This is a genomic window from Wolbachia endosymbiont of Zygogramma bicolorata (assembly GCF_051130665.1).
GTDB lineage: Bacteria > Pseudomonadota > Alphaproteobacteria > Rickettsiales > Anaplasmataceae > Wolbachia.
This window is the reverse complement of the sequence record NZ_CP149530.1, coordinates 708,939-735,686: the sequence shown is the minus strand read 5'-3', so window position 1 is coordinate 735,686 and position 26,748 is coordinate 708,939. Positions and strand designations below refer to the sequence as shown.

The window sequence follows — 26,748 nt, the reverse complement described above, 5'->3', positions numbered from 1 at the left end:
TTTTATTGCTTTACGTTATGTTTCCTCCCTTGCTAGGTCTCCTGAAGGCTGAAGCACTGTCATTTAGTTTCTGTATGTCAGTATTGCTAAGATATTTAGCCACTTTTCTACAAATTTCTTCAGGCAATTTACCTCCGATATCAGAGTTTTGAATGCGTACTGTACCCTCATTCAATAAATTCTCTCTTTTGATTCCTTTCTGATATTGATTTTCTATTTCACCAGCATACATAGGAAACTCACTTTTGTAGTCACTTTCTTCCAATACTTCTACTATATTTTTGTTCCGTATATAACGCGCTAATTTGTTGTCATCCTTGCTTGTCAAAATATCATAAAATGTAACATTACCATCGATCTTTTCTTTTTGCATTTTTTTTACTTCATCTAGACACCTGTCCCAATATTCTGACAGTTTTTCTATTAAAGAGTTTGGCTTTTTCATTCTAGGATTCTTTATTAAAGTATGCCTAATTAGAATTTCTCCTATGTCCAGACTTCGATATCCACAAAGATTCAAAGGAGTAGTTCCAAATGCAGTACGAGTAAAATCAGCCCCTTTCTCGACTAGAGCTTTTACTACTTCTGCATTACCTGTTTCAACAGCACGATGTAATAGAGTATATTGAGAATGTTCTTCTACAGCATTAACATCAGCCCCTTTTTCTATTAGAGTATACGCTATCTCTATATGGCCACATCTAACGGCTTGAAGTAAAGGAGTAAATCCCCCTTCATCTGCAGCATTAACATTAGCTCCTTTTTCTATTAGAATATTCACTATCTCTATATGGCCACATACAGCGGCTTGAAGTAAAGGAGTAAATCCACTTGTATTTGCAGCATTAACATTAGCTCCTTTTTCTATTAGAGCATTCACTATCTCTATAGAGCCACTTCTAACAGCATGTTGTAAAAGAGTTACTCCAATTATATTTTCGCAATTAACATCAACCTCTCTGTCTAACAGGGCTTTTGCTGTCTTCATATAGCCATTTTTAGCAGCTAAATAAAAAATTGTATTATGTTCGAACCCTAGATATGAATACCTTAAGTTAAAATCAACTTCTTTCCACCTTTCATATTCGCTTAAATCTGCTGCTTTTAACTTCTCTTTTATTTTGTCAAATACATTACTCTCATTTAAATCATTGTCAGCATCTACTGCACTTAATATTTCTTTCCACTTTTCCGATTGTAAATCCATGATCTCCTCCTAACAATATAATTTAATTATTGCATATTTTAATGAGAAAGTCAATATTTATAAACTTCCTTGTGTTTTATATAAGATTATTAGCAATTGCTTTAGTTCACTGTAGCTTCAGAAACATACCTTATCTTCAGCACCACAAAATTTTCAATTATTTACTCCTCCAAAAATCACAAAAAACTACGTATATTCGTGAGAACGCGTTGTGTAAAAATAGGGTTGTGCAAATAAAGGTGTGAAATTTTTGCAATAAAGCTAGGTACGTTAGTTCGCACCTAAATATCACAAAAATAGGCTAATATAGCTGGTTTTGCGGTATAGTAGAATTACTATATTAAAAGTTCACACAGAACAAGCGGTAGACCAACCCATCCCAAAAAAAATTGTTCTCACAACCTTTGGTTTTTATTGCTGAAAATAATTATGTTGTTTATATTTTAATAAACATAATATTAAATTAATAGATATTCATCTGAGATATGCTTAAAAATATCTTGCTTCTCTAATTTTTCCTACTATCATGCAATAGTTAACATAATGATAAAAACAATAAGAGGTGCACATGTTAGATGAGCAGTGGTTACATATTTTCTTTGACGGTTCTTCGAGTAAATTTGTGGAGGAACTCATGCTAGGAATCGAAGGACAGGGTCTTTTAAGTAAACTTAGAAAATCTAAGGAAAGATGTTTAAAATATAATACTGAAGATATTTATAATATATATATAAATGTTATAAAAAAAGAATATCAGAGAATAAGACAGGAGCCACCAAGTATTGGAAAACCTGGGTATGAAGATGAAATAAAACAGGAGCCACTAAGTCCGATGCAGATTGACGTTTCTAAAGAAGAAATTAGGTCTTTAGAAACATCAGGTATTAAGATTACTTACGAAAAGATTATAGTAGATGAGTATAGAAAGATTAACGTAAAATCAGAGCAAATGGATCCAGTAAAACAAGAACAAGATCTAACAGATTCGGAAGAAAGCAAAGAAAAAGATATAAAAATAATAGGAATGACAAAACTTTCATATTTACGACTGTTAGAGTGGCTTGGACAGCATATTTCTTTTTTTTCTGATGAGTTAGGCAATGCTTTGATTAAAACAAATTTTCTTCGTTGGACAGAAGATTTGGTGATTGATAAAAAAGAAACAGCAAAGCTTTTTGTGGATAGCAAGCTTCTAGATAATTGCAAAAGTTATGAGCTAGCATGTCTTTATTGCCTTGAAGATTCTATAAGAAAATTATGGGACAAAGAATTAGGAGAAGAAGAAAAGAGATCTATTAAGAACAAGGAGTCAAGTCTCCTAACAAGGTTTTGGACTATTAAAATGGCAAGGGAAGAGGAGAAATGGATAGAAAAAAATTATGAATGTTTACTTGAGTCCTCAGTAGAAGATGGAAATGAAGTAGCGGTAGAATACTTATTAAATGATTTATCTAAATTAGAGCAAAAACCAACAATAAATTTTGTAGCTTTAGCAGTAATTGCAGCAAGTACAAGTTCATCTTGCAGCTCTTATACTTATTACACTCCTGTTTTATGTAAATTGCTTCGTAAAATGAGTAATAAGGATAAGGATAATTTGTATGAAATATGCTGTTATGATATATTAAATCATCTTGTGACTTTACGATCAGGAGAGTATGATAAAATAGTTGAATATATATGGAACAAATATCCTGCTCCACAGTCTGTTTGTCAAGCTCTATTGGCTAATGTTGCTAGTAAAGTTGCTGAAGGTGACAGTAGTTGTCAAGAAACCTTCATGAAATTTTGGAAGAAAATTAATGAAATGGATGAAAAAATCAATAGAGCAGAAAAATTACTTTCACCACACTTATTTCAATTTGATAAAGAAAAGATTAAAGAAATTTTAGGTAGTGCTACCTCTAAGGAAAAAGAAGAGTTAGCTCGTTATGTTAGAGCCTATCAAGGTCTGCCACTTAAGTATTGTACACCTAGTTTACTTGCGCTTGTTGCTGAAAAGTGTTTTGGGGTTGAAAAAGATCAAAAATTTATGGAGGATCTAATCCTTTCTGGTAAAGGTTTAGAAATTTGTACTTACCTAGTCAGTAATGATAAATTCGAAAAGTTTAAAGAATTTTTCAATATGATTCCAGGTAACAAAGACGAGTTTAAAAAACTACTTTTCAAAAATAGAGGACGCAACATTTTTGTTAGTTTATGTACGAAAGATAATAAAGGTTTATATGATAAATTTTTAAAGTGGTATTTTTCTGATGAAAGTGACATAGATACTTGTTGTAAAGCATTTAAAAAAAAGTTAGTATTATCTTGTACAGGCATGGCAAATATAATGAGTGCTATTTCAAACTTAAATAATGGTAGATGTAAATGGCAAATATATCAGAAAGAATTGATTAAGTGGGGTGATTTAGAGGAGAATAATTTTAGAACTTACTTTCAAGGGAAGCAACTTGAAAATACAAGAAGGCGCAATGTTTGTGTTGATTTTCTTCTTGATCAAGCAGAAGGTGAATTAGCTGGTGAATTCTTAAACTGGTGTTTTTCAGGCAATAAGAATAAAATTGATGAGTTTAAGAAAGATTTTACAAATGGAAACAAGGCAGTAAATTTTTGTATCAATAAGATAAAAGCAGGAAAGGTACACACAGTAAAAAACTTTTTAGAATGGGTTAATATATCTAAAAAAGACCGTGAAGAACTTTTAAAGGAATGTAAAGCTTTACTACCAAAACAAAAACATAAAGAGATTGAAGATGCTTTTGGTGGTAAGCAAAAAAAAAGATTACGTGAGAGTACTGAAAATGCTGAAGGAGAATCACGGAAAAAAGTGGCACTGTCTGATAGCCCTGGATCAAGTTTGCAAAAAATAAGAGTAAAAAAAATATATCTTTCCAATGGTACAGAAGACAGGGACTATATAGTAAGGGAGTCATATGGTTCAGATAAAGGGAGGAAGTTAGTTATTTAAGTTTTAATTGTTTACTAATTGAAAGGGAAAAATTAAAAGCCAATTAGATAGTGCTTGGAAGAGTAATATGGTGTGTAAAATATTCTGGAACATAAAGTTAGATAGTAACTTGCATTTTACTTCAATTATAAAAAAGTTAAGTAGTTAACTAGTATATTGGAAAAAAATAAGTGCAAGCTTGAGCTAATGTATAATGTTAAAAGTCAAGATTTAAAAACTTTAAAAAGAACCTAAGCGCGGGTAAAGAATGAGTAATAATTACAAAGAATTATAGAATAATATGAATAAAGAACGTGAGTTAATTCAACTGTTGTATGATTATGATTTCAGCAAATTTAAAGAGCAGTTTGAAGAAGTTGTAAAAGGTGGTATTTTAAATCGCTTTCATGACAAAGGCACACAGGGGGTGTTTTTTCTCTATTTTTTTTATAGCATAGCTGCTCTACCCTATACTGAATTGGGTAAAGAGATTAAAATTGAGAGTATAAGGTACAAAGTTGATGATAGTGCTAAGAAGTTAAAGATAAGTTTTAAATTTAAGAAGAACCAACAAGAATTAATAAAGACAATTGAAGTTACTCTAAAAAACACTACTTGTCCAGGTATTGTTGAATGTGGTCTTGAAGAAGGTTTTAGTGATCTTAAACTTAATTCCTGTGATGAAGTGGCAAATAATAATTATGATTGTGATGTCTTTGATGAAGTAACAGATGATGCCGATAAAGAAAAATGTATTTTCGAAGGTTTGTTAGAAGCAATAAAGAATAAAAAAGATATTGTGCATAGTATTGATAGAATGTTTTTCAAGCTTGATTTGTTATTCAATCTCAACTGTGGGGAAAATATACATGGCTATAATCAAGAAGCAGCACAGCAAGGCTTTGTTTTTGGTTTTCTAATGTTGCATTATGAACGCAAATATAAAATTGATTGCAGGGTCGAGTGTGCTGCTGGTAAAGGGTATGCAGATCTTATGTTTCTCTTAGATAATGGTACAAAAAACGCCGATCCGATAGTAGTTGAATTTAAGGCCAATAATGGTGCACAAAAAAACGCTTCTAAAGGTATAGAACAAATAAAAGAACGAGGTTATTTATGTAATTTAGACATTGCTATGAAAACTAAATCTGAAAATGCTATAGTTGTAGGAGTAAACTTTACTCATGATAGTGAAAGAGTAAAGGTAGAGAGTGAAAAGATCATTCGATCAGAAAATATTACACTCAAGTTATTGCAGGAATGTACAATTTCACATAATGATGCATCAATAAAAGAGCTATTCAAATCTTTATACTATCTAATTCCTAATACAGGAGGCAGTACTAACCGTTGTTCCATGAGTAGGTTATTTGCTGGGCAGCTTTTATTCAAAGAATGTGATAAGCAAGTAAAAAAGTACTTTTTAGTACATGATGATAAAAATACCACCTTTCTTTTAAAGAGACCTAGAAGTGAGGGTAGTGTTATTATAAATTTTATTGAAGCTCCTGGAATGAATACAAGAAGTGGTTCTGTTGTAAAAAGCCTTGGTCTTTTTCAATTAGAAAACTTTGTTAAATTCCCAATAGTTAGAGTTAATGTAATAGTCGATCAAAGCAAAATAGACTTTGAAGACAGATTTAAAGTAGTCACAGATCGACTTTCGCATCAAGAAAAAAGGGGGCAATCTTCTAAAGGTACATTTGAATCAATAAAAAGCATTAATGTGGATAAACTAACAATAGATAATATACATCAATTTATGCAAAAGCTACAAGGTGCGTTGAGTGAAATAAGAGAATTAATTAGCAACGAAAATTATTTTAAATCGGTAATGCTAGGTGTATTTACAAATAATAAATTTGCAGCATTATCAGAATACAATGCCTATGGTAACGGTCCTATAGATTTAATTGTATATTTGAGAGAAACAATTACTTGTTTTATTGCGTTTGAATTAAAGTACAATGGAAATCTTAAGAGAGCTGCAGAACAACTGAATACATACTTAAACAACCAAAAAATTCCCAAGCTATGTTTAAATTGGAGTAGCGCGAACGGTAGTTTTACTGATGATAGTGAACAGCCAGAGAGAGAGAGGGTTTCTAGATCCTTTGGCACTAGTGATAATAGTAATTCCAAAGAACAGGAAAGTGCTAGCAGCGATAAATCGTATGAACAACAGGACTCAGATCGAAAAAGTGATTCGGAGGCAAATGACTCACGGTCAGATAGTACGGGCTCTCAAAAAGAAGAAGTTTATACACTATTACATGATGCAGCAATGCTGGGTAAAAATAGTGTAGCATTAGACAATCAGCTAAGAAGGAGATCAGCATCCTTTGAACGACAGAACTCTGGTCAGGAAAGCGGTTTGAATAATGGTAACAATTTCCAGAAACAGGAGAGTGATTCTGAATATGGTGGCACTAGTGAGAAAAGTGCTAGCAGAAATTTAAATAACATACAACCAAATAGTGAAAGCCAAGAAATATTTCCTAGGTCACTCAGTGCTAGTAAAAGTAGTGTAGAGCAGGAAAATGATCTTGAACAAGACGACACTATTAAAGAGAACTCAGAACAAAGCAGTAACTCCACAAAATATAACTCGAGTAGAAAAGAGGTTATTAATAAGGGAGAAAATATTGTGAATAAAAGGCCACGAATGAGTAATGGAAGTACACAAAAACCACCAGAAAAAAAAGTTATACTAGATAATTCTCCTTCTGATTTACGTGACAATGGTGCTTATCCTAGCCTGAAAAATTCTAGTTCAGATAGCACTGAACAAACTCTGAAGGAAGATAGGGCCGTCTCTACTAGCGACTCTAGTGATTTACGTAATCAACCACAAAACCTTAATAATGAGAGTGCTAGTGAAGATAGGACATTATCTAATGATACAAGTGGTAGTAGTCGCTCTAATTCTAGAAGGAGTTCCAGTACATTAGAACGAGAAGGCTCACGCTCATCTAGCACTAGTGATAGTAGTCATTCCGAGGAACAGGAAAGTGCTAGCAGCTATAAATCGTATGAACAACAGGACTCAAATCGAGAAAGCAATTCAGAGAAAGGAAATAGTTTAAGCAATAATAGTAATAATAACTCCAGGAAACGAGAAAGTGGTTCTAAATACAAGAGTGCTGAGGAAGGTGCTAGCAAAAGTTTAAATAATGTAGAATCAAATAGTGAAAACCAAGAGATATTTTCTAGGTCATCTAGCACTAGTGGTAAAAATGATAACGATAATTTATCAGAGGAAAGTTGCTCAAGTGATAGTGACAGTTTAGTTAATGGGTTGGATTGCAGTAATAACTCCAAAAAAAAAGAATCAATTTTGGAGAAAGATTTGTATATCTCTCCTAGTGATGATGAGGAGGATAGTCGTTCTCTGGTTGGTGATGAATTACGCTTAGATAAGGGAGATTTGTGCATCTCTTCTAGTAATTATAAAGATGTTGATTTATCTAAAGATCTTTATTTATCTGATGACTACGATGATGAAAGTAATTCTTGTAATTTAGTACAAAGCCTTTTTGATTTCACGAAAAATGGTAGACTCGATAAACTATTAAGTTACAGTCAGGAGTTGCCTCAAGTTCGTCATTCCAATGGTGATACGCTTTTACACTGTGCTGTTGAAAATAATAGATCAAGTCTCATTGTATATCTTAGTAACAGGATTGATGTTAACTCTAAAAATAAAAATGGTAAAACGCCATTAGATCTTGCTATTGAGAAAAACAACATAGATATAGTACTTCTTCTTTGTAATAATACCTCAGGGGATGATATTAAGAAAAAGGCATTATTTACTGCTGTTAATTCTTTTAATACAGGAATAGTCGAGAGTTTGCTCAAAAATGGCGTTAATGTTAATATAAGAGATAGTGACGGTAAAACACTATTACGTTGTACTATTGAGAGAAACTATAACCATATTGTTAAGATGCTGTTAAGTCATGGTGTTGATATTAATGTTAGAGATGATGATGGTATGACACCATTAGATTTTGCTATTGGGAAAGGCAGCAAGGCTATAGTTGATCTTTTTTTGAATGATAATAACTTAAAAGATGATACTAGGAGGGGGGCATTATCCACTGCTGTTAAATTTTTAAATACAGTAGTAATTGATAGGTTGTTAAAAGAAAATGTTGATAGTGCTGAATTGCTAAATTATTTAGCGAGTGATAAGTGCAATATTACCTCATTATACTCTAATGCTATTAATTTTCATCTTGTAAACCTTTTTAAGGTTCTCTTATTACAAAAAGGATTTGAGATCAATGCTGAAGATGAAAATGGTGTAATGCTAATATCATATTTAAATCTGCCAAAATGCAGTAGTATGGTTGACTTATTACAGCAAAAAGGAATTGAAATTAGAAGGGATGAGGTATTTTGTGAATGTTCACCACAATCTTCTACCATAGATAATATAAAAGATAACCTCCACTATAGGTCTTACTCCAGCTCTTATTGTTATTATGATGATGAAGGCTCCAGTTCATCTATTTCTAACTCACATGACTTAGATGATAGCAACAAAAGTTATGATAGTACATCACAACAAAGTTGTACTGACAATAGTTCCAGTATATTGGAACAGGGAAATGAAGATAGAATCAGAATGGAGCATAATTATCGCAAGGAAAATAGTCTGATTAATGTACGGTCAAGTAGTAAGCAACAAGAGAGGTTTTCTAGATCCTCTAATGCTAGTGAAAGTAGTACACGAGAAGTAAGCAGCTTCGAGCATGGTAACATTGAAGTTGCTAGTGTGCCAAGAAATATGGATATCAATTATGGAACTTCAGATGATCATCAGAAACGACAAGAAAACAATTTTGAATGTAATGATACTAGTGAAGAAAATACACCATCATCTGTTGGTATCGGTGAATCATGTGAACAACAGGACTCAAGTCGAGAAAGCAGCTCAGAGGAAAGTTGCTCACGGTCAAGTAGTCCAGATTCTCAAGAAGTAGAACACACTGCTTCAAATGATATTAGTGAGGAAAGCTCTGATAATCCTAGACAAGATGATGTTTATGAAGAGGAAGACGAGAATTCCAGTGCTCAAAGTAATAGCTCACCAGAATCTTTGGATGAATTGCAAAACGACATTATAAACAGATCTTTAGATGATATGGGTGGAACAATACTTCACTTATTTGTTAGAATTCGTCATAGTGCTGCTATCAATGATTTAATAAATAGTGGTGCTAATGTTAATGCTATAGATAAAAGAGGGTTTACTCCTCTTCATTTTGCTGCCATAAAAGATCATCATGAGATTGTTTTTAGTTTAATGTGTAAAGGTGCTGATGTTAATGTTAAAGATTTGAATGGTTGTACTCCTCTTGAAATAGCCAAAACAGAAGAGCACACGGAGTGTATTAAACACTTACAATCTAATGATCTACACGATGTTTCTGACAACAGTTTATCTGTAAATAGTTATAGTGAGTTGCAAGAATTTGTTAATTTTAAGTATGATGGGGAATACACTTCTCTTCACCTTGCTGTTAAAAGTGGTAATGTGCAAGATGTAAAGTCTTTAATAGCAATAGGTGCTGATGTTTCTATTAAAGCCACTAGATATGAATATACCCCTCTGTACTTTGCTGTTGAAGGTGGTAATGAGGAAATAGTTAAGATTCTAATAGAAGCAGGTGCTGATCCTAATGCTGAACTTAAAGAGAGTAAATGGACTGCTTTACACTACGCTGCTCGATATGGTACAGCAGAAGTAGTTGATATTCTAATAAAAGCAAATGCTAATTTGGGTGCTAAGACCATACTTTGCTATACTCCTCTGTACTTTGCTGTTAAAGGTGGTAATGAGGAAACAGTTAAGATTCTAATAGAAGCAGGTGCTGGTCGTAAAGCTGTAGCTGAAATTAATAAAACTCCCTTTTCCTTTCTTGTCAATGCTCTAGACATAGGAACGCCATTACCAGGAACCACCTTAAATAATGTTGCATTAGACAATCAGCTAAGAAGGAGGTCTGCATCCTTTTGAAGTTTTTTAATTTCATTAATGGATAATCCGGTAAATTTGGCAACAGTATTAACATCCATCTTATCAGCAAGCATTTCCTTAGTAACCGTTCACGGATTGTGAGAATGAATTAAAGAACTAAGCAGTGACAGCTACTAGATTCTGTAGCTTTTGAAAGGGGTTCTGGCCATTGAGACGTGATGTCAAAAATATCGACAACATTCTTTCCACGAATCTTTCTCCACGTTCTGACCAGGTGAAAAAGCTGTTTTTACGATAAATTACGTACCGTCTAATTTGCCGTTCTGCAAGGTTATTAGTTGTTTCTATCACTTCAGGTTTTCTTAAAAACTTCCACATCATATCCTCAGATCGTAACATCTTAGCGGCCATTCTTGAAGCTTGAGTGCTATTTGCAACCCTCGTCATTTTACGTAAAAAATGTTTTACCCTTTTCCGAATTTTTCGCACCAGTCGATAAAATCTCAAATTATCTATCAAATTTTGTTTTTTTGCCTTATCTACTACAAACACCTTATTGCTGAGCGATTTTAGTGCTTGGCCAATTTTGCTCACTTCAACATTTTTACTATGGGCAAATCTCTCAAAATCTCTTGCCAGATGTGCCCAACATATCTGTCTATTTTCACGATTGAAGTAATTGTATACAGCGTATCTATCGCTCACAAATATACCATCATATTCTGGCAGTAAACTCTTCAACACCTTCTTACCACGAGACTCGCTTACCTTCAGAAGTGTCAACGCTTTGTTTGTTATTACCCAACTCCAGCCTCTCTTTCCTTGATTTCTGTGCCCTGTTTCGTCTATATGCAAATACTCGCTTCCTTGCAACTCTTCCTTCATTTTCTCATATTCAGATGCACACTTCTTCGATACCCTGCGTTCAGTATTTGAGACTAAACCAAGGCTTATATTTAGATTAAAAATACTGCCCAAAATTTGCTGTACCTCTCTTTTTGAGTTAATAAAAAAGCCGCTAAGGCTGCTTATAACTGTTTTAGCATTGGGTCCTAGAAAATCTCTTGCAACACCTTCGGGTAAATTTGCTGTAATTCTTTTATTACATACTCTACAATGTCCTCTTTGCAACCTGTACTCAGTTACAATTGGCTTAATTTCTGGCAACTCTGCCTTCTGATGAATAATTTCATCTTCTAAAGTAATCTTACCTCCACACATACAAATTGTATCAATTGTGCATCTCACTACCTCGTCTGCAGCCATTAATTCACGCTTATGCACCTTATGTCCTGGCTGACCTCCTGGTTTTTTATCACTTTTCTTTTTTGCTTTCTTACGATATATATCTCGTGATGGTGGCAGCGATGAATTTTGCGAATTTAAGCCCAATTTGTCTTCTAATTCAACTATTTTTGCTTTCAAGCTATCATTTTCTCTGATCAGTGCTTTTATTTCTTCCTTGAGATTAGCGTTTTCTGCTACAACCTTTTCTTGCAGCACTGTTGTCATTTACCCATTCCATATTTAGCTTCCTATCTCTTTACACTTTTATACTTACTTTGTAAACCACCTTATCTCCGTGAACGGTTACCACAATAAGGGGTAGCAAAAAGAATGAGCTTTTTTTTTGAGCTGAGCGAAGCCACCTAAGGTAGAAAATGAATCAGGAAGGAGTAAAAATATATTTAATGTTTATATGATGTACTTACTTATAAATATCTTTTCTGTGTCCTATCTCTGTGATAACCACTTCATATTTTATAATATTTACGGAATAGATAACGCGATAATCACCTACCCTTAATCTTCTTTGTCCTTTAAATCTGTAATATAATGGCTCACCAAGGTTAATGGGATCAATTTTAAGGCGCTTATTTATCGCATTTATGATCCTTAATCTTATTGTTTTTGGAAGAGCTGGAAGGTCTTTCTCAAGAACGCTTTCTATGAAGATAATATTGTATTCCAGTCTACATCCTCACTTCTAATTTTCTTTACACCTGAAACATTACGTTTGGCAGCACGCTCAATTAGTATTTTATCTTCCTCATTTTCAATTGCTTCTTGTATTAGCTTCTCTGTTAGTTCTTTAATGGACTTATTTCTTATTTTAGCTAGTCCAGCAAGACACTCTGAAATTTCGTTGTTGAAAGTTATGCTAAATTTTGAGTTTGCCATATATTTTACCTAAAATCTACTAATAATTATACAACATTTTTCTGAATTTTTCAATAAAAAAAGTTGCCTATACGTAAAGAGGACCTGTGTTGACAAACAATTAAACATTTGTCATGTACTATGTTTGTTAAGGAGAAATAGCACAGAAGTTAGTATTAAGTATATTAGGAATAAGAAAGGCTGCGCTCAGTGTCACGCACTGGAATGACAAGAAGAGGGCACTTGGATGACAGGAAAAGAATGCACTGCTATACTAAAAAGAAAAGAAATTGAACATGACAGAATGGCTAATATCTAATCAGCTTATTGATTATAACTGTGCCGTAAAATCTATGGAAGAAAAAATTCAACAAATTTACAATAATTCAGCAGACGAATTGGTATGGCTACTCCAGCACCCTCCACTTTATACTGCAGGAATCAGTGCAACAGATGATGATATTGTTGAAAAACTATTTCCTATATATAAAACAGGAAGGGGTGGTAAACACACATATCATGGTCCAGGACAGCGCATCATATATTTAATGTTAAACCTTAAAAAAAGAAATAAATGCGACATAAAGCTATATATTAGAGACCTAAGTAAGTGGATAATAAATGTTTTAAAGCAATTTAATATACTTGGAGAATTTAAAGAGGATAGAATAGGTGTTTGGGTGAATAACAATGGAGTAGAAAAAAAAATTGCAGCTTTTGGTATTCGCTTAAGAAAATGGGTAACTTATCATGGCATAGCGCTTAACGTCTTTCCAGATCTCTCTCACTATAAGGGTATTATTCCTTGTGGACTGCAAGGTTATGGCGTCACATCAATGGAAGAACTAGGAGTGAAAGTTCCACTCTCTGAATTGGATGATATACTAAAAAAAGAGTTTTATAAGATATTTTAATGATCATTTACCTTTTATATTTTATTTTCACTTTATGTGCTAACACAGGTATTCATGCAATCGACCGAGTTGATATTATTGCTCCTTCTTCCAAGGGAAAAGAATCAGATCTGACTACTATAAAAGAATATGTAGAAGCTTCGGATTTTAATCCCCATATTTCGGAAAAAATATATAGTAATGACAATCCATTTTATTCCAACTCTGATGAATTCAGAGCAAATGATTTGGTTAGTGCACTAACTAATGATAGTAAAATAATTTGGTGTATCAGAGGAGGAGAAGGGGCTTCTCGGTTAATTCCCTATCTAGAAAAGTTACCCAATGATAAAAAAGAAAGGATTGCTCAAAACAAAAAAATCCTCATAGGCTATAGCGATATAACTGCCTTGCACATCTATCTACAAGCTAAATATGATTGGCAAACTCTTCACGGCACCATGTTGGAAATGATAGTAAATAGCTCCGTTTCTGAAAGCTCTGTTGAAAAATTGAAAGAGTTAATTCTTAACAAGCGGGATTCTATCAGATTTGATAACCTAAAGATGATAAACAATGGCATTAGACTAAAAGATGGCAGATTAGAGTCTAAAGTCATCGGTGGTAATATGACTTTAGTTGAAAATAGTATAGGAACCGCTTGGCAAATAAATGCGAAAGGTAAAATTCTATTTTTAGAGGACATAAGAGTTTACCCATACGCAATAGAGCGCAGTTTAGATCACCTAAAACAAGCTCACATTTTTGATGGAGTGCATGCAGTAATCTTTGGGGATTTCGTTAACTGTTATAATGATAATCTTGTTGAAGTTGTAAAAGAAAGGCTTGCAAAAAGTGTTAACTTTCCTGTATTTACAATGAAAGGGGTAGGCCATGGACATACAAATGACCCTTTACCTCTTAACACTCACGCTATTATTAGCGTTCAAGACGAAAAAGAAGGTTTGTTTTTTATGGATGTGCAGAATGTTAGCTAATCTTATAGCTAATGCGAGCTCTACGTCATGCCGCCGCGGTATCTCTTAGCCGCTAACACGTACTTAACCGTCATACCGCGATTCATTCGCGGTATCTCTAGATCCCGCTAACACGTAGCGGGATGACGAGTTATTATACCGCCGCGAACCGTCATGCCGCCGCGGTATCTCTTATACCAAATCTCATAAATAAGTAGGCAAATAACTCACAGAACAAATGGTTTTGATCGAACTTTCCGTAATATTACGAATGAATGCACATACAGTATCCTCCAATAAACTAACAGAGTCATATATTCTATTTTTAATGAGATTGTCTTTCAAATATTGCCATAAACGCTCTACTGGATTTAACTCTGGTGAATATGGAGGTAAATAGATTAAGGTAATATTTTGTGGTATTTTTAAACCTTTGGATCTATGCCATCCTGCACAATCCACAACAAGAAATGCCTCCCTTGTTCCTAAATATTGTGACATCTGCTCAAGGAATATATTCATACAATCAGTATTGACGTTTGGTACGAATAAGCTAGAACTCTCTCGATTTCTAGGATTAACTGCACTATAGAGATAAAAGTTTTGCCTACCTAATTTTACCTTAACCTGTGTCCTAATGCCTTTTTTAAACCACCCGTGTCCAATCTTTGAATGTGTGCCAAACCGCGACTCATCGAAGAAAAATAGCTCTTTTTCGGGATACGTGACAATAGTTTCATTAAGATTTTTTTTTAAACTCTTCTTGTTTATTTTTATCCTGTTTATTGTGCACAGGCCTTGGAGTAATATACGAAAAACCTAACTTTTGCATCAGTCTATGTGCTGTAGACTTACTTACCTCAATAGAAAACATTTTCTCAATTATGATTTTTAATTTCTTAGCCGTTAGGTTGGCTCCTTCTTCTGCTATGACATTTTTAATTTCTTCTTGCTGCTTGTAGCTCAACTTCGGCTTTACTCCACGTCCTGGTTGTATTTTAAACGCATTGACTCCTCCTTCCTTAAATCTTGTAATCCACTTCATCAATGTAGTTCTAGTAATTCGGTATATTTGAGCAACTTTTGTTATTCCATATTCTTTTGCAGATATTATTGCCTGTAATCTTCTTCCTATCTCTCCTCTTATGCCGTGCTTCTTTAATTCCAGGTTACACTTATTATATAATTCTTCTCCTATTGCTTTACTTTTTCCTGCCATAACTCCCCACTAATTCTTAAATTATTCTATTTTAGAAATTTTTCTTTATTCCTCTATTTATTTTTAGGAATTGGTATAAAGTAGCTTAGGTTTACCTACAATTTGAAAAACAAAAATTCGTCATTCCGCTACGTGTTAGCGGAATCTATCCGTGACGGTATGACGTAGGGCTGTGCTAGCTATAGGCGTATTATATAAAGAAGTACTAGCGTTGAAAATATTAAAAAAGAAATACTTACACTAAAAGAAACTTCAGTAGTAAATTCAAAAAGGAAGTTTGAACCCAGGTGGTAAACCCATCATACCTGCAAGATCAGAAGTTGCATTTGCCATATCTTCTTCTGCTTTTTTAACGGCATCATTAAACGCTGCTGTTACTAAATCCTCTACTATATCTTTTTCCTCATTTCTCATAAGTTCTAAGTCTATGTTCACCTTTTTAGCTTTATAGCTACCTATTTTTATGACTTCCACTAATACAGAAACTTTGCCACCACCAGAAATACCTTGAAACTCTTTCCCAACATATTTTTCTTGAGCTTCTGCAAGCTTTTTTTGCATCTCTTGCGCTTGTTTCATTATTTGACTAAAATCCACAACTTACTCCTTATTTTCTATATTAACTACTTTTGCACCTTTAAATGTATCAAGTATATCCTTAACTGCAGGTGCATAATTTAAATTACTCACTTCCCTATTTATATAACCCGTATCAACTGTAATAACCCACTCCTGCTGAGTCACCTGGTTTAAGTAATTTTTTAAATCATTGCAAAAATTACTATCCAACTTAGATACAGCTTTTAATTTTAAATATCCAGGTTTACAATCTATTAATTGTAGATTATTACACAGTTGTTTGTAAAGATAAATTTGGTTACTCCGCCTTAATAGTTGCAAAACTTTGTCAAAATCATAATTTTGTTGCTGTTCATTTCCTATACTATGCGTATTTCCCTGCTGTGCATTCTGCGAAAGAATTTTTTTGACCACTTGTTCCGGAGAAGGCAGATCAGAAAGATAACAGAGGCTAATTAACATCATTTCAGCAGCAACATCGTTGCATGTTGAAGTTTTTATATCTTGAATACCTTTAAGCAACACCTTCCACAATCTCGAAAAAAATATTAAAGACTTCTTTATACTTAAATCTTTTATCCTGTTCTTTTCATACTCTGTAACTGCATTATCAATTTCTTTTGTAATCAAAAAACGGCATACTAACTGAATTGTTTGCAATAGACCTTCAAAAATACTAAGTGGGTTTGCTGTTTTTATCGCCTTGTCAAACACTGATAGAGCTTTCTGTAAATCACCTTCTAATATTGCTCCTAATAGATCGAATATAATATCTTTATCCACTAGGCCAAGTATGTCTATCACATTTTTAGTGGATATTGCACCATCTTTGCTATATAGCACTGCTTGATTCATCAAAAACAAGGCGTTACGCATTGAATTTCCAGAATGTCGTGCAATTAACTCTAATGCTCCCTTTTCAATGGAATAACTCTCTTTTTGTGCAACATCATTTAAACGTTCTACTATTTTAGCTACAGGAATGTTGTGTAAATCAAATCTTTGACAACGTGCAATAATAGTTATTGGTATCTTTTTTATTTCTGTAGTTGCTAAAATGAATTTTACACTAGAGGGTGGCTCTTCTAGGGTTTTAAGTAATGCGTTAAATGCACTGCTGGATAACATATGTACTTCATCTATAATGTAGACTTTGAATTTAGAGCTTATAGGTGAATAGCAAATATCTCCCAGGATTACTTTAACATCGTCAATGCTAGTATGACTTGCTGCATCGATTTCAATTACATCTGGATGGCTTGAATTTTTTATTGCTAGACAATTTTCACATGATCCGCAAGGTTCAAAAATTGGCCCCAGGGAACAATTCAAACATAAAGCTATTATCCTTGCAGTGGTGGTTTTACCAACTCCACTACTACCAGAGAGCAGTATAGACTGTGGGATTTTGTTTAAAATAAAAGCATTTTCTAATACACGCACTAATATATCTTGACCTACTAGATCTTTAAAGCTACTAGGACGATGTTTTAATGCTATATTCATAGCCTCGGATAAAACAAATAATGAAATAGGTATGCAACCCAAAAAGGTTCTGATATGGCTGCTTCATTTCTGATCTGACCAAATTACAGAGTTTTTGCCTGCATACCTTATAAAATATTATACTTTTTTTTTTATTTAACAAGGTATATCCTATATTAACCTTAATAATTTATATGTTAGATCTCTTGCAACATTACTTTGGATTAAACAACTGTTACCTAAAATACTCTTCTCTTGTCATCCCAACTTGGATCCAGAGAAAAAAGATGTGGATTTCAGTGTCACACACTGGAATAACAACCTATAGGTACTGGGATAACAAAAGAGGAATATTATGATTTTATATCATTTTCCTCTTTGTCCATTTTCACGAAAAGTTAGAACTTTTCTAAAAGAAAAAAAATTAGGCTGCGATCTAGTGTATGAAAATCCGTGGGAAAAACGGAATGAATTTATGGAGATCAATCCAACTGGGCAAGTACCAGTATTAATAGATAATAACTTTGTAATAGCGGATAGTAATGCCATTTGTGAATATATAGAAGAGACTTACAATAGCGACGTCAAATTACTTGGTTCATCCACTATTATTAAGTCTAAAATACGCGCTCTAATCAATTGGTTCGACAACAAATTTTACAATGAAGTTACTAAGTATATTATGAATGAAAAAGTAATTACTAACCGCAGCCCTGACTCTAGATTTCTTCATGCAGCTCAGCATAACCTGCCTTGCCATATGGAATACATCGAACACTTAATTAACAAGAACGTTTGGCTTGCAACTGATAAGTTCACTTTGGCTGATATTGCTTTAGCATCGCATATTTCCGTAATGGATTATGTAAGTAGTTTTCCATGGGAAAAAAGTAAAATTTTAAAAGAATGGTACTCCATTGTTAAATCAAAGCCTTGTTTTCGTGAGATATTATTAGAGAGAGTTTCCGGTTTAACCCCTCCTAAACATTACGCTGACCTTGATTTTTAACTTATGTTAGCTTTAAAGCTACAGTCATTCCTTCATCAGTTGGAATCAATATAGAGAAATATTTCTTTTCATCTGATAATCTATTATTAAACTCCCTCATAGCATGCCATGATTTTTCTGATACTTCTTTTGGAGGCGATTCTAAAAATACTGTATTAAATAATAGAGTGTTATCTGCAACGATTAGCCCATCTTGTTTAATGTATGACTCTGCCCAATCTAAATACTTAGGATAACTACTTTTGTCAGCATCGATGAATATCATCTCAAATGGTGCCTTTGCTGATAATTCATTAATTTTTTCCAGTGCATCACCTTCTATTAGAGTAATTTTATCACTTAGATTAAAAGCACTAAAATTTTTTTTTGCTATTCTTGAGTGTTGAGGATTATTTTCTATTGTATATATATGACCGTCTTTCAGTAGAGCTTTTGCCATGCAAATCGACGAATAACCGTATAACGTGCCAATCTCAACAATACTTTTGATTTTATGGATTTTTATAAATAAACTTAATAGCTTTCCTTCTTCAGGGCCAATCTGAATATGTTGCTTTTTTTCAAGAATACAATATTCTTCTATTTTTTTATATTCTTTTGCAAATAGATTTCTTATATATGATAATTTTATACTAAAATTATTACGCATTACGTTTTATATTATAAATTAGGGAAGCTTAATTCATACACAGTTTATAAATATAATAATATAGTTTAAAATAATAAAAACATTTATTTTAAGTTATTATTTCATAGTATAAAATTTTAAGTGACAAAAATTATTATATATCGTACTATGGTTAACTAGTATAATAAACAATCGATTATTATACTAGAATTAAAGGGATTGTTTATGCGCATTTCTCTTTTTAAAATATAATTTTTATAATCAATTAGAGGGGGTTATATGTCTTATACTATTGCTAGTGAAGTTGAAACGTTAAACAAAAAATCTAACAAGAATGAAGGGGTTATGTTACTACATAATCCAGCTTATCGTGAAAAGTATAAAGAACGTTTTAATGAAGCTCAGAGAAAAGTTATGGATATGGTTCAGTTTTATGATGGGACAATAGTATTAATAGAGAATAAAATCGCTATGTATTACTACACTTGGCACAGTAAAAAAAGAGAGTTTGAGCGTAAAAAACAACAAACAGTAGTGAAAAACAATGACTCAGCATAGAGTCTTTTATATGGTAAGCTACAGTGGTATTACTTCACTATAGCTTTTCCATATAATTTATCTATCACATCAGTAAGATATTTCAGCTCTTTATACCCTTCATGTTTAACTTTATTATGCTCTATATATGACTTACCATCATCGTTAAGCTTGATGAAAAATATTGGAGTGGCTGTGATACCAAGTTTATTGATTGCCAGTGATTTATCATTTACGATTTTATCCATAATTTTCTTATCATTAATGCATTGGTTAAATGCATCTTGCTTTAAGTTGCTTAGTGCAGCAATTCTTTGTAGTAAAGTCAAATCACTTAAATTGTAGTAATTCCACGAATCTATTGAGTTAAAAACAGCTTTGTTAAAATTAAAGTAGTCTTCTTGTTTTTCGTAGCAATGACTTAGCATTGCAGCCTTTAGCCCTCTGTAATCCAAAGGAAAATGACGAAATATATATAACATTTTACCTGTGTCTATATATTTCTCTTTAATTTTAGGAAAAACATTCTTATGAAAAAGAGAGCAGTGATAGCAAGTTAATGAAGCATATTCTATCATTAGAATTGGTGCTTTTGGATCTCCTAATAATTTATCATCAGGTAATAGTGATAGTAACTCCTTTGATGTTATTTCATTAGTTTCTTTTTGAATATGTTGGTTACTGGATTTAACAACTGCATAAGAATTAACACTCATAAGAATTAGTAAAAACAATAGTCTGAAAATCATTACAATACAAACACTTAACTTACTAAAAAAATTACATATTTATATTAATAATGTCAAGATAACTTTTGTTTAGCAAGGCTTTCAGCCCTATCTTTAAATGCAGCAATTATTTTACTCTGTGTATATTTATATACTGAGTTTAATAAAGTGGAAAATGAGTTGGACTTAAACTTAAACTCTATATAAAACTTTACCATAGTTTTATTTTCATCTATGGAAATGAATTGCCATTCATTGTATAGATGTTTAAATATTCCATTTGATGATACAGCTTTTATCCAACCTTCATTTGTTCCACTTGGAGAAAGAAAGGTTACTTCTGATGTGTACTTTCCTTTAATTCCATGAAAAACTGCGAGAAGATCCACAACCATTTGGTTGTCAATTTTTTCTTTTATATAAACGGCTTTGCACCAAGGAACAAAATCAGGATACCTTTCAACATCAATTACAATTTGGAATACTTCATTAGGCGAACATAGGAAGGTACCTTGTTCTCTGCATTGATGAAGCATAAATTTAGTACCAATCAAAAAAGGATCCGTATCTACCGTCAGCCTTAGTAGATTCCTGAGACCTGAAGTTAAGGTGGGCATCGCATATTAGTTTCAACGAAACCAGCAGAGGCAATTCCCTTCTCTAGAAATTATCGCTCGGGAAATTTAACTTAACTCATAACGCATAGCACAGACCCTTACTTGAATTATAGATGATTTACACAGGGCATGTCTATAGGTATATTAAAGTCAGCGATTATTATTTAATCCTTATTAAATTTTGCATTTTAAGTATTATAGTTTATCTTATGAACATTACTAAAGTTTTAATCATTATTGTTTTTATTGCAATTTCTTCAAGAGCTTACACTAGTTGTACAGATCACAAAATTTTTGTGCATACTATGAAGCAACAAGTGGATGGTATATCTACAAAAGGAAATAGAAAAAACCTAGGGCATGTACACGAAAAGCTTCAGGAGGTCATTCAGAATAATGTTAACCTCAAAGGAATATCGCAATTCGTTATAGGAAAACATTGGGCTTTAGTTAAACAAAAAGAAAAAGAAGATTTTTTAAGAGAGTATGAAGTGTATCTTACGCGTTTGTGCGTTAAAATTTTATATAAATACATGCATGATAGTGAAATGATCATAATGAGTACAAAAGCAGTTGACGATGAAACTTGCTTAATTGGTACAAGATTTTCTTACGGTGATGAAGAATTTACAAATATTGATTTTAAAGTTACTAAAAATAACAGTTCTTTCTTGATAAGTGATGTTGTAATGAGTGGAATAAGTATTGCTATTAATCAACGTTCTCAATTTAGTGAAAAAATCGACACGCATGGCATAGCAAGCGTTATAGCTGAATTAAAATGCAATAACAATCCGTGATATATATGCCTCATTGGCCTAAACCGCTTGGTAGTAGACCAAAGGATTTTTCTCTTGATCGCATAAAAAGCTTTCTAAATAAATTGGACAATCCTGAGAAAAAAATGCCTCCCGTAATTCATATAGCTGGGACTAACGGGAAAGGCTCAACACTAGCATTTATAAGATATATAATGCAAGCAGCAGGGTATAAGGTCCATACATACACTTCTCCACATTTGGTGAATTTTAATGAAAGAATAGTTATTGCAGGCAGTTATATCGACGATAATGAATTATATAGCTTATTAGAAGAATGCCGTGCCGTAATTGCAGAACAACCTATCACTCTGTTTGAAGCTGCAACTATTGCAGCTTTTTTAGCTTTTTCTCGTCATAAAGCCGATATAACTTTAGTTGAAGTAGGTATGGGTGGAAGACTTGATGCAACAAATGTTATAGATAGTCCGATTTTAACAATCATTACTTCCATTGCCCTTGATCATACAGAATATCTTGGCCCTACTATAGAAATTATAGCAGGTGAAAAGGCTGGAATAATGAAACCTAATGTTCCTTGCGTAATAGCACCACAAGAAAAATCTATAATGAACACGCTAGAACACCACGCAATAAATAAGAAATCTCCTCTGTATAGAGGAGGCCTTGAATGGAATTGCAAAAAACGACTATCTGTCATCCAAACTGGGATCCAGAAACAAAAAAATGAGAGGTCACGTGCTGGAGCTCAAATGATTTTTCAATCAGCTATTCAATCAATAGAATTTTCTTTGCCATCTTTAAAGGGTGATCATCAGGTGATTAATGCAGGCAATGCTATTGCAGCATGTAGTATTTTAAGTGGAAAATATGGATTTGATATTGGAGAAGAGGATATCACTTCAGGTTTACAGCGTACCTACTGGCCTGCACGATTAGAGCTCATAAAAGAGGGTAATTTAATTTCCCTACTACCGAAAGATTGGCAATTATTTTTAGATGGTGCGCACAATAATGACGGTGCTAGAGTGCTATCTCAGTGGGTAAAAGATAATTTTGCTGAAGGTATCTATATAATTTTTGGTGTTACTCGTAACAGAAATGTGGAAGAGTTCTTAGAGCACTTAAAGCCATATATCAAGCTACTATGTGCGGTTTGTGTTAAGTCTGAACCTAAAGCAACAAATACAAATTTGATTAGGGAAAAAGCCAATAACATAGGAATAAAAGCAGTTGAATGTGAATCAATTGGCGATGCAATATCAAATCACATATTAAAAGCCTCTATCCAAAACATCAAAACCATACTAATCTGTGGCTCATTGTTCCTAGCTAGAGACTTCGCTATGGAGAATAGCTAACTTTGATGATATGTGAGCATTAACTGACCGATGGGAAAATGACCTTGATTATTTATAGTATTGTATGAAGCGACTAAAATTGTCATTACAGCGCTTAGTGTACGACAGTGCTCCAACATTTAGGGTTGCAGTTTGCATGGCAGGCGGCGTCATCTGAGTAGCTGACCTATCCAAGCGGTGTCATCCAAGCAGCCCCTTCTCTTGTCATCCAAGTAGCCCCTTTCTTGTCATCCAAGTAGCCCCCTTTCTTGTCATCCAAGTAGCCCCTTTCTTGTCATCCAAGTAGCTAACACTGGGATCTAGTTCTCTTTACAAATTCACCAAAAGTGTTTCATTCTATAACGCAAAACCCATATTCACAAAACCCAATGCATTACTTGCAGTTAAGTTTCCTAGATCCCAGTGTCACGCACTGGGATGACAAAAAAAGGAGCACTGGTTCACCTTATGACGGTGTCGTCCTAATACCTTCCCCTGTCATCCAAGTAGCTAACACTGGGATCTCATTTTACTTTATGACGGTGTCATCCTAATACCTTCCCCTGTCATCCCAGTGCGTGACACTGGGATCTCATTTTACTTTATGATGATGTTATGAAAGTAGCTGACACTGGGATCCAGAAGACTTAATTTCAACCAAATAATAAAGGCTAGATCCCAGTGTCACGCACTGGGATGACAGAAGAAGGTGCTGAGATGACAAAAAAAGGAGCACTGACCTCTCTTGGGCTCTTTGAGCTATAAACATTAAGAAATTTACCAAATGAAAAAAAGGCAAAAGAAGCCCCGTGGTTGGCTAATTACTTACATTATACTTTCAAGTATGGCGTTTTTTTATTCTAAACGCTTAATAACCGCGATTTAGCTGCTTTTTAATGCAACTAACCTTTAGTCATAAATGTTTAAGAAATTTACTAAACAGAAAAAAAGGCAAAAGAAACCCTAGGGTAGCTAATTATTCACTATCCATTTTTTAAGTTGGCGTTTTTTAATGTTTTAAATGCTTTATAAGCGTATTTCAGCTTGTATAGGTAAAAACCTAGAAATTTGATAAAGACATAGAGTGCACGTAGTGCGAAAAATTAAACATGAGACGCCAAATACGTTGAGTTTTTTTGTCATTTAATCTGTACAGAGAAGATAAATAAATAGCTTCAGTGTTTATGATAAGGGGGTTGGCGAAGTTTGTAAAGCAATTTTTTCGTTTCTATGTTGTCAGCTACTTGGATTTGCCACCTGTTAATTACAACGTTCGTACAGATGTATGCTTGACATAGGATCCAGAAAATTTAGTTATATATAGGAAAATCTGAGTTGACTACACCAACTCACGTTCAGCAAAAAAGAAAGCTATCTCCTTACGAGCATTTTCTAGACTATCCGAGCCGTGAACTCTATTTTCACTAATGTCATCAGCAAAATCACCCCTGATTGTACCTTTATCTGCCTGCTTTGGATCGGTAGCTCCCATGATTTGTCTGTATTTACTTACTGCATTTTCACCAACTAAAACTTGAACTATCACAGGACCAGAAGTCATAAACTCTACCAATTCCCCAAAAAAAGACCTATCTTTATGAATTTCATAAAACAGCTCTGCTTGTTTTTTTGTCAGCAACATCATTTTTTGTGCTATAATTTTGAGCCCAGAGCTTTCAATGTATGAATTTATCTTGCCTGTAATATTATTTTTTACTGCATCAGGTTTTAATATCGAAAGTGTCTTCTCAATTACCATATTATTTCCTTATATAAGATTGTATATTTATAGATTTATTTTATTGTAAATTTTGATTTCATAAAAGCAATTTTTCACTTATAGTTAAGAATAAACCATCAAGGAGGTATTGTATGGGTTACTGTCGTAAAAAACTAGCAAATAATCTTAAGTCATCAATTTTTTGTGGAACAAAAGGATTTTTGACTTTTAATTTGGCATTTTTAAGCTTTTTGGAATATAGCTTACATCATAATACAGAATTAAAAAAAGGTGCTGCCTTTGCAATGAAAAGGAATACTATTCCATTGCTTGAAATGGCTATCATAGTGCCATTTGTTTGTTTTGCACTGCCAGCTATGGTAGGTGGTTTAAGTCTTTTACAATGTGCACTTGCTTGTGCTGTCTTAATGATTGCCACATGTTTCGTTGTGAGAACTTTTCATCTGCGTGAAAAGTTATTAGAAAAACAAACAGGTTGCTCAAAAGAAACAGTGAATAAGGAATTTAAGAAGGATACTATAATCTACCCTATTTTCGATCAAAATAGAAAACACATCGAGTATAATTCGCCTGATCAGGGACAATCGCCAAACAAAACAAGTAACTTATCTTTTCTTACAGTTTTACTTTTTCCCCTCAAGGTTCTTCTGAATGTCCTGCAAAGTTGTATAATGCTATCTTTAGCTGCTGTTGAACTTCTTGAAACGGTACCAAGTCTTTTTGTCGATACATTTTTCGATTGGAACTTCACATCCACCAAGAGTAACCTGAAGAGATCAGGCCACTTATTGTATGCCAGTGTAAGAAATTTAGTGCCTATAACTAAATTTGATGAGTGTGTAGCTAATTTTATAGGCACCCCAGAAGTAACTTGTTGTAGTAGTGCGTAGGTGAAAAAGGCAGTTATCTTATTTAATCTTGGCGGGCCTGATTCACTAAATGCGGTCCGTCCTTTTTTATTCAACCTTTTTTATGACAGGAGAATAATCAATCTACCGAATCCCTTTCGGTTTCTTTTAGCAAAGTTTATATCTGCGAAACGAGAAAATACTGCACGAAAAATATACGAGGAAATCGGAGGTAAATCGCCAATTCTGGAGAATACAAAAATGCAAGCCAATGCTTTAGAACTAAAATTAAATGAAGATAGAAACCATGTACACAAGGTATTCATTTGCATGCGCTATTGGCATCCATTTGCTGACGAAGTTGTTAAAAGTGTAAAACAGTTTGATCCTGATGAAGTAATTTTGCTGCCACTATACCCTCAATATTCAACTACCACAACTTTGTCATCCATCGAAAATTGGCAAAAAAATGCTAAAAAGCATGGCCTAAAATGCAATACAAAAATAATTCATCATTATTATGAAAATGAAAACTTTATTGAGGCTCATACTAACTTGATAGCCAAGTACTACAAATTAGCCAGCAGGATTGGTAAGCCAAGAGTCCTATTTTCAGCTCATAGCTTGCCCCTTAGCGTTATTAAAAAAGGCGACCCTTACGCTTCACAGGTAGAAAGAAGCGTAGAGTTAATAGTAGAAAAGTTAGCTATCAATAACTTAGATTGGTCAATATGTTATCAGAGTAAGATTGGTCCTGTAAAATGGCTAGAGCCAAGCACTGAAAGTGAGCTATCACGTACAAAAGCTGATGGTGTACCTGTAGTTTTATCACCTATATCTTTTGTTTCTGAGCATTCAGAAACTCTAGTTGAACTTGATATAGAATATAAAGCAATTATCAAGGATGGATATTATTTTCGCGTACCAACTCTCAGTATTGATTCCTTGTTTATAAAATGCTTAGCCGATTTATGCATAAATCACCCTTAAAGTCCTGATTTATAGGGCTTTTCTTCAAGGCTTTTATGTGATAGAATAAAAGGGAGTTATTATTTTGTTAAC

The 26,748-nt window shown here is 33.5% G+C and carries 21 protein-coding genes and 2 other RNA genes; 10 read left to right on the top strand and 13 right to left on the bottom strand.

Annotated elements, in window-relative coordinates:
* Nucleotides 1-10 precede the first annotated feature (10 nt).
* On the bottom strand, nt 11-1,207 hold the full coding sequence (locus WKH12_RS03440; protein ID WP_434732013.1) for an ankyrin repeat domain-containing protein: 1,197 nt from the start codon (nt 1,205-1,207) through the stop codon (nt 11-13).
* A 568-nt stretch (nt 1,208-1,775) separates the two neighbouring features.
* On the opposite strand from WKH12_RS03440, the gene WKH12_RS03435 reads away from it, so the two are divergent.
* Nucleotides 1,776-4,178, top strand: coding sequence for a hypothetical protein (locus WKH12_RS03435; protein WP_434732012.1), 2,403 nt, complete (start codon nt 1,776-1,778; stop codon nt 4,176-4,178).
* Nucleotides 4,179-4,458: 280 nt separating this feature from the next.
* Nucleotides 4,459-10,185: an ankyrin repeat domain-containing protein gene (locus tag WKH12_RS03430; protein ID WP_434732011.1), complete on the top strand. Its 5,727-nt coding sequence runs from the start codon at nt 4,459-4,461 to the stop codon at nt 10,183-10,185.
* Nucleotides 10,186-10,302: 117 nt separating this feature from the next.
* Here the strand turns inward: WKH12_RS03430 and tnpC are convergent, their stop codons facing one another.
* From tnpC to WKH12_RS03415, 3 genes are all read right to left on the bottom strand, one after another.
* Nucleotides 10,303-11,658 (bottom strand): IS66 family transposase, encoded by a 1,356-nt coding sequence (tnpC, locus tag WKH12_RS03425; RefSeq protein ID WP_434732010.1) that lies wholly within the window; start codon nt 11,656-11,658, stop codon nt 10,303-10,305.
* 196 nt (nt 11,659-11,854) lie between these two features.
* Nucleotides 11,855-12,097, bottom strand: a complete 243-nt coding sequence (locus tag WKH12_RS03420; RefSeq protein ID WP_434732643.1) for a type II toxin-antitoxin system RelE family toxin — start codon at nt 12,095-12,097, stop codon at nt 11,855-11,857.
* A complete protein-coding gene (locus WKH12_RS03415; protein WP_010081986.1) occupies nt 12,094-12,327 on the bottom strand; it encodes a DUF6290 family protein in 234 nt (77 codons plus the stop codon). Before WKH12_RS03415 ends, WKH12_RS03420 begins: the two co-directional genes overlap by 4 nt.
* Nucleotides 12,328-12,602: 275 nt before the next feature.
* On the opposite strand from WKH12_RS03415, the gene lipB reads away from it, so the two are divergent.
* Together lipB and WKH12_RS03405 are read left to right on the top strand one after the other, a co-directional pair.
* Nucleotides 12,603-13,220 (top strand): lipoyl(octanoyl) transferase LipB, encoded by a 618-nt coding sequence (lipB, locus tag WKH12_RS03410; protein ID WP_253309637.1) that lies wholly within the window; start codon nt 12,603-12,605, stop codon nt 13,218-13,220.
* A complete protein-coding gene (locus WKH12_RS03405; RefSeq protein ID WP_253309636.1) occupies nt 13,220-14,197 on the top strand; it encodes an LD-carboxypeptidase in 978 nt (325 codons plus the stop codon). Before lipB ends, WKH12_RS03405 begins: the two co-directional genes overlap by 1 nt.
* A gap of 183 nt (nt 14,198-14,380) precedes the next feature.
* On the opposite strand, the gene WKH12_RS03400 is transcribed toward WKH12_RS03405, so the two are convergent.
* The 4 genes from WKH12_RS03400 to ffs form a co-directional block, all read right to left on the bottom strand.
* Nucleotides 14,381-15,395, bottom strand: a protein-coding gene (locus WKH12_RS03400; RefSeq protein ID WP_434732009.1) for an IS630 family transposase whose coding sequence is annotated in 2 segments (ribosomal slippage) — nt 14,381-14,929 and nt 14,931-15,395 — 1,014 coding nt in all. Because the reading frame shifts where the segments join, the coding sequence is not laid out codon by codon here.
* Between the two features lie 264 nt (nt 15,396-15,659).
* On the bottom strand, nt 15,660-15,974 hold the full coding sequence (locus tag WKH12_RS03395) for a YbaB/EbfC family nucleoid-associated protein (RefSeq protein WP_064125278.1): 315 nt from the start codon (nt 15,972-15,974) through the stop codon (nt 15,660-15,662).
* Between the two features lie 21 nt (nt 15,975-15,995).
* Complete coding sequence (dnaX, locus tag WKH12_RS03390) at nt 15,996-17,480, bottom strand: DNA polymerase III subunit gamma/tau (protein ID WP_265016627.1); 1,485 nt, start codon at nt 17,478-17,480, stop codon at nt 15,996-15,998.
* Nucleotides 17,481-17,495: 15 nt separating this feature from the next.
* An RNA gene (ffs, locus tag WKH12_RS03385) (signal recognition particle sRNA small type) lies at nt 17,496-17,595 on the bottom strand.
* A 219-nt stretch (nt 17,596-17,814) separates the two neighbouring features.
* Between ffs and WKH12_RS03380 the strand changes: the two genes are divergently transcribed.
* The gene (locus WKH12_RS03380; protein WP_064125276.1) at nt 17,815-18,468 is read left to right on the top strand and encodes a glutathione S-transferase family protein; all 654 of its coding nucleotides are present in this window, start codon (nt 17,815-17,817) and stop codon (nt 18,466-18,468) included.
* 1 nt (nt 18,469) lies between these two features.
* Here WKH12_RS03380 and WKH12_RS03375 read toward each other — a convergent pair whose 3' ends face one another.
* The gene (locus WKH12_RS03375) at nt 18,470-19,117 is read right to left on the bottom strand and encodes an O-methyltransferase (protein ID WP_434732008.1); all 648 of its coding nucleotides are present in this window, start codon (nt 19,115-19,117) and stop codon (nt 18,470-18,472) included.
* 258 nt (nt 19,118-19,375) lie between these two features.
* Between WKH12_RS03375 and WKH12_RS03370 the strand changes: the two genes are divergently transcribed.
* The gene (locus WKH12_RS03370) at nt 19,376-19,654 is read left to right on the top strand and encodes a DUF2671 domain-containing protein (protein WP_253309235.1); all 279 of its coding nucleotides are present in this window, start codon (nt 19,376-19,378) and stop codon (nt 19,652-19,654) included.
* A gap of 29 nt (nt 19,655-19,683) precedes the next feature.
* Here WKH12_RS03370 and WKH12_RS03365 read toward each other — a convergent pair whose 3' ends face one another.
* The 3 genes from WKH12_RS03365 to ssrS all read right to left on the bottom strand — a co-directional run bounded on the left by WKH12_RS03365 (nt 19,684) and on the right by ssrS (nt 21,078).
* Nucleotides 19,684-20,382: a DsbA family protein gene (locus WKH12_RS03365; protein ID WP_253309234.1), complete on the bottom strand. Its 699-nt coding sequence runs from the start codon at nt 20,380-20,382 to the stop codon at nt 19,684-19,686.
* A gap of 53 nt (nt 20,383-20,435) precedes the next feature.
* Nucleotides 20,436-20,897, bottom strand: coding sequence for a type II toxin-antitoxin system RatA family toxin (locus tag WKH12_RS03360; protein ID WP_434732007.1), 462 nt, complete (start codon nt 20,895-20,897; stop codon nt 20,436-20,438).
* Nucleotides 20,898-20,916: 19 nt separating this feature from the next.
* A non-coding RNA gene (gene ssrS, locus WKH12_RS03355) (6S RNA) lies at nt 20,917-21,078 on the bottom strand.
* Between the two features lie 109 nt (nt 21,079-21,187).
* Between ssrS and WKH12_RS03350 the strand changes: the two genes are divergently transcribed.
* Together WKH12_RS03350 and WKH12_RS03345 are read left to right on the top strand one after the other, a co-directional pair.
* Entirely contained in the window at nt 21,188-21,778 is a 591-nt protein-coding gene (locus WKH12_RS03350; RefSeq protein WP_253309232.1) for an MlaC/ttg2D family ABC transporter substrate-binding protein, read from the top strand.
* On the top strand, nt 21,775-23,118 hold the full coding sequence (locus WKH12_RS03345) for a bifunctional folylpolyglutamate synthase/dihydrofolate synthase (protein WP_434732006.1): 1,344 nt from the start codon (nt 21,775-21,777) through the stop codon (nt 23,116-23,118). The genes WKH12_RS03350 and WKH12_RS03345 overlap by 4 nt, the downstream gene beginning before the upstream one ends.
* Nucleotides 23,119-24,436: 1,318 nt before the next feature.
* Here the strand turns inward: WKH12_RS03345 and ndk are convergent.
* On the bottom strand, nt 24,437-24,856 hold the full coding sequence (gene ndk / locus WKH12_RS03340; RefSeq protein ID WP_434732005.1) for a nucleoside-diphosphate kinase: 420 nt from the start codon (nt 24,854-24,856) through the stop codon (nt 24,437-24,439).
* Between the two features lie 113 nt (nt 24,857-24,969).
* Between ndk and WKH12_RS03335 the strand changes: the two genes are divergently transcribed.
* Nucleotides 24,970-25,728, top strand: a complete 759-nt coding sequence (locus WKH12_RS03335; RefSeq protein WP_434732004.1) for a hypothetical protein — start codon at nt 24,970-24,972, stop codon at nt 25,726-25,728.
* Nucleotides 25,729-26,676 carry a ferrochelatase gene (hemH, locus tag WKH12_RS03330; RefSeq protein ID WP_353286086.1) on the top strand — a complete coding sequence of 316 codons (948 nt, stop codon included), beginning with the start codon at nt 25,729-25,731 and terminating at the stop codon, nt 26,674-26,676. It abuts the gene before it with no gap.
* Nucleotides 26,677-26,748 lie beyond the last annotated feature (72 nt).

Coding starts and splice junctions, on each gene's coding strand:
- WKH12_RS03365 (WP_253309234.1), bottom strand. CDS start 20,382: ATGATTTTCAGACTATTGTTTTTACTAATTCTTATGAGTGTTAATTCT.
- WKH12_RS03350 (WP_253309232.1), top strand. CDS start 21,188: ATGAACATTACTAAAGTTTTAATCATTATTGTTTTTATTGCAATTTCT.
- WKH12_RS03415 (WP_010081986.1), bottom strand. CDS start 12,327: ATGGCAAACTCAAAATTTAGCATAACTTTCAACAACGAAATTTCAGAG.
- dnaX (WP_265016627.1), bottom strand. CDS start 17,480: ATGAATATAGCATTAAAACATCGTCCTAGTAGCTTTAAAGATCTAGTA.
- lipB (WP_253309637.1), top strand. CDS start 12,603: ATGACAGAATGGCTAATATCTAATCAGCTTATTGATTATAACTGTGCC.
- WKH12_RS03370 (WP_253309235.1), top strand. CDS start 19,376: ATGTCTTATACTATTGCTAGTGAAGTTGAAACGTTAAACAAAAAATCT.
- WKH12_RS03360 (WP_434732007.1), bottom strand. CDS start 20,897: ATGCTTCATCAATGCAGAGAACAAGGTACCTTCCTATGTTCGCCTAAT.
- WKH12_RS03375 (WP_434732008.1), bottom strand. CDS start 19,117: ATGCGTAATAATTTTAGTATAAAATTATCATATATAAGAAATCTATTT.
- WKH12_RS03405 (WP_253309636.1), top strand. CDS start 13,220: ATGATCATTTACCTTTTATATTTTATTTTCACTTTATGTGCTAACACA.
- WKH12_RS03335 (WP_434732004.1), top strand. CDS start 24,970: ATGGGTTACTGTCGTAAAAAACTAGCAAATAATCTTAAGTCATCAATT.
- ndk (WP_434732005.1), bottom strand. CDS start 24,856: ATGGTAATTGAGAAGACACTTTCGATATTAAAACCTGATGCAGTAAAA.
- WKH12_RS03395 (WP_064125278.1), bottom strand. CDS start 15,974: ATGAAACAAGCGCAAGAGATGCAAAAAAAGCTTGCAGAAGCTCAAGAA.
- WKH12_RS03430 (WP_434732011.1), top strand. CDS start 4,459: ATGAATAAAGAACGTGAGTTAATTCAACTGTTGTATGATTATGATTTC.
- tnpC (WP_434732010.1), bottom strand. CDS start 11,658: ATGACAACAGTGCTGCAAGAAAAGGTTGTAGCAGAAAACGCTAATCTC.
- WKH12_RS03440 (WP_434732013.1), bottom strand. CDS start 1,207: ATGGATTTACAATCGGAAAAGTGGAAAGAAATATTAAGTGCAGTAGAT.
- WKH12_RS03380 (WP_064125276.1), top strand. CDS start 17,815: ATGATTTTATATCATTTTCCTCTTTGTCCATTTTCACGAAAAGTTAGA.
- WKH12_RS03435 (WP_434732012.1), top strand. CDS start 1,776: ATGTTAGATGAGCAGTGGTTACATATTTTCTTTGACGGTTCTTCGAGT.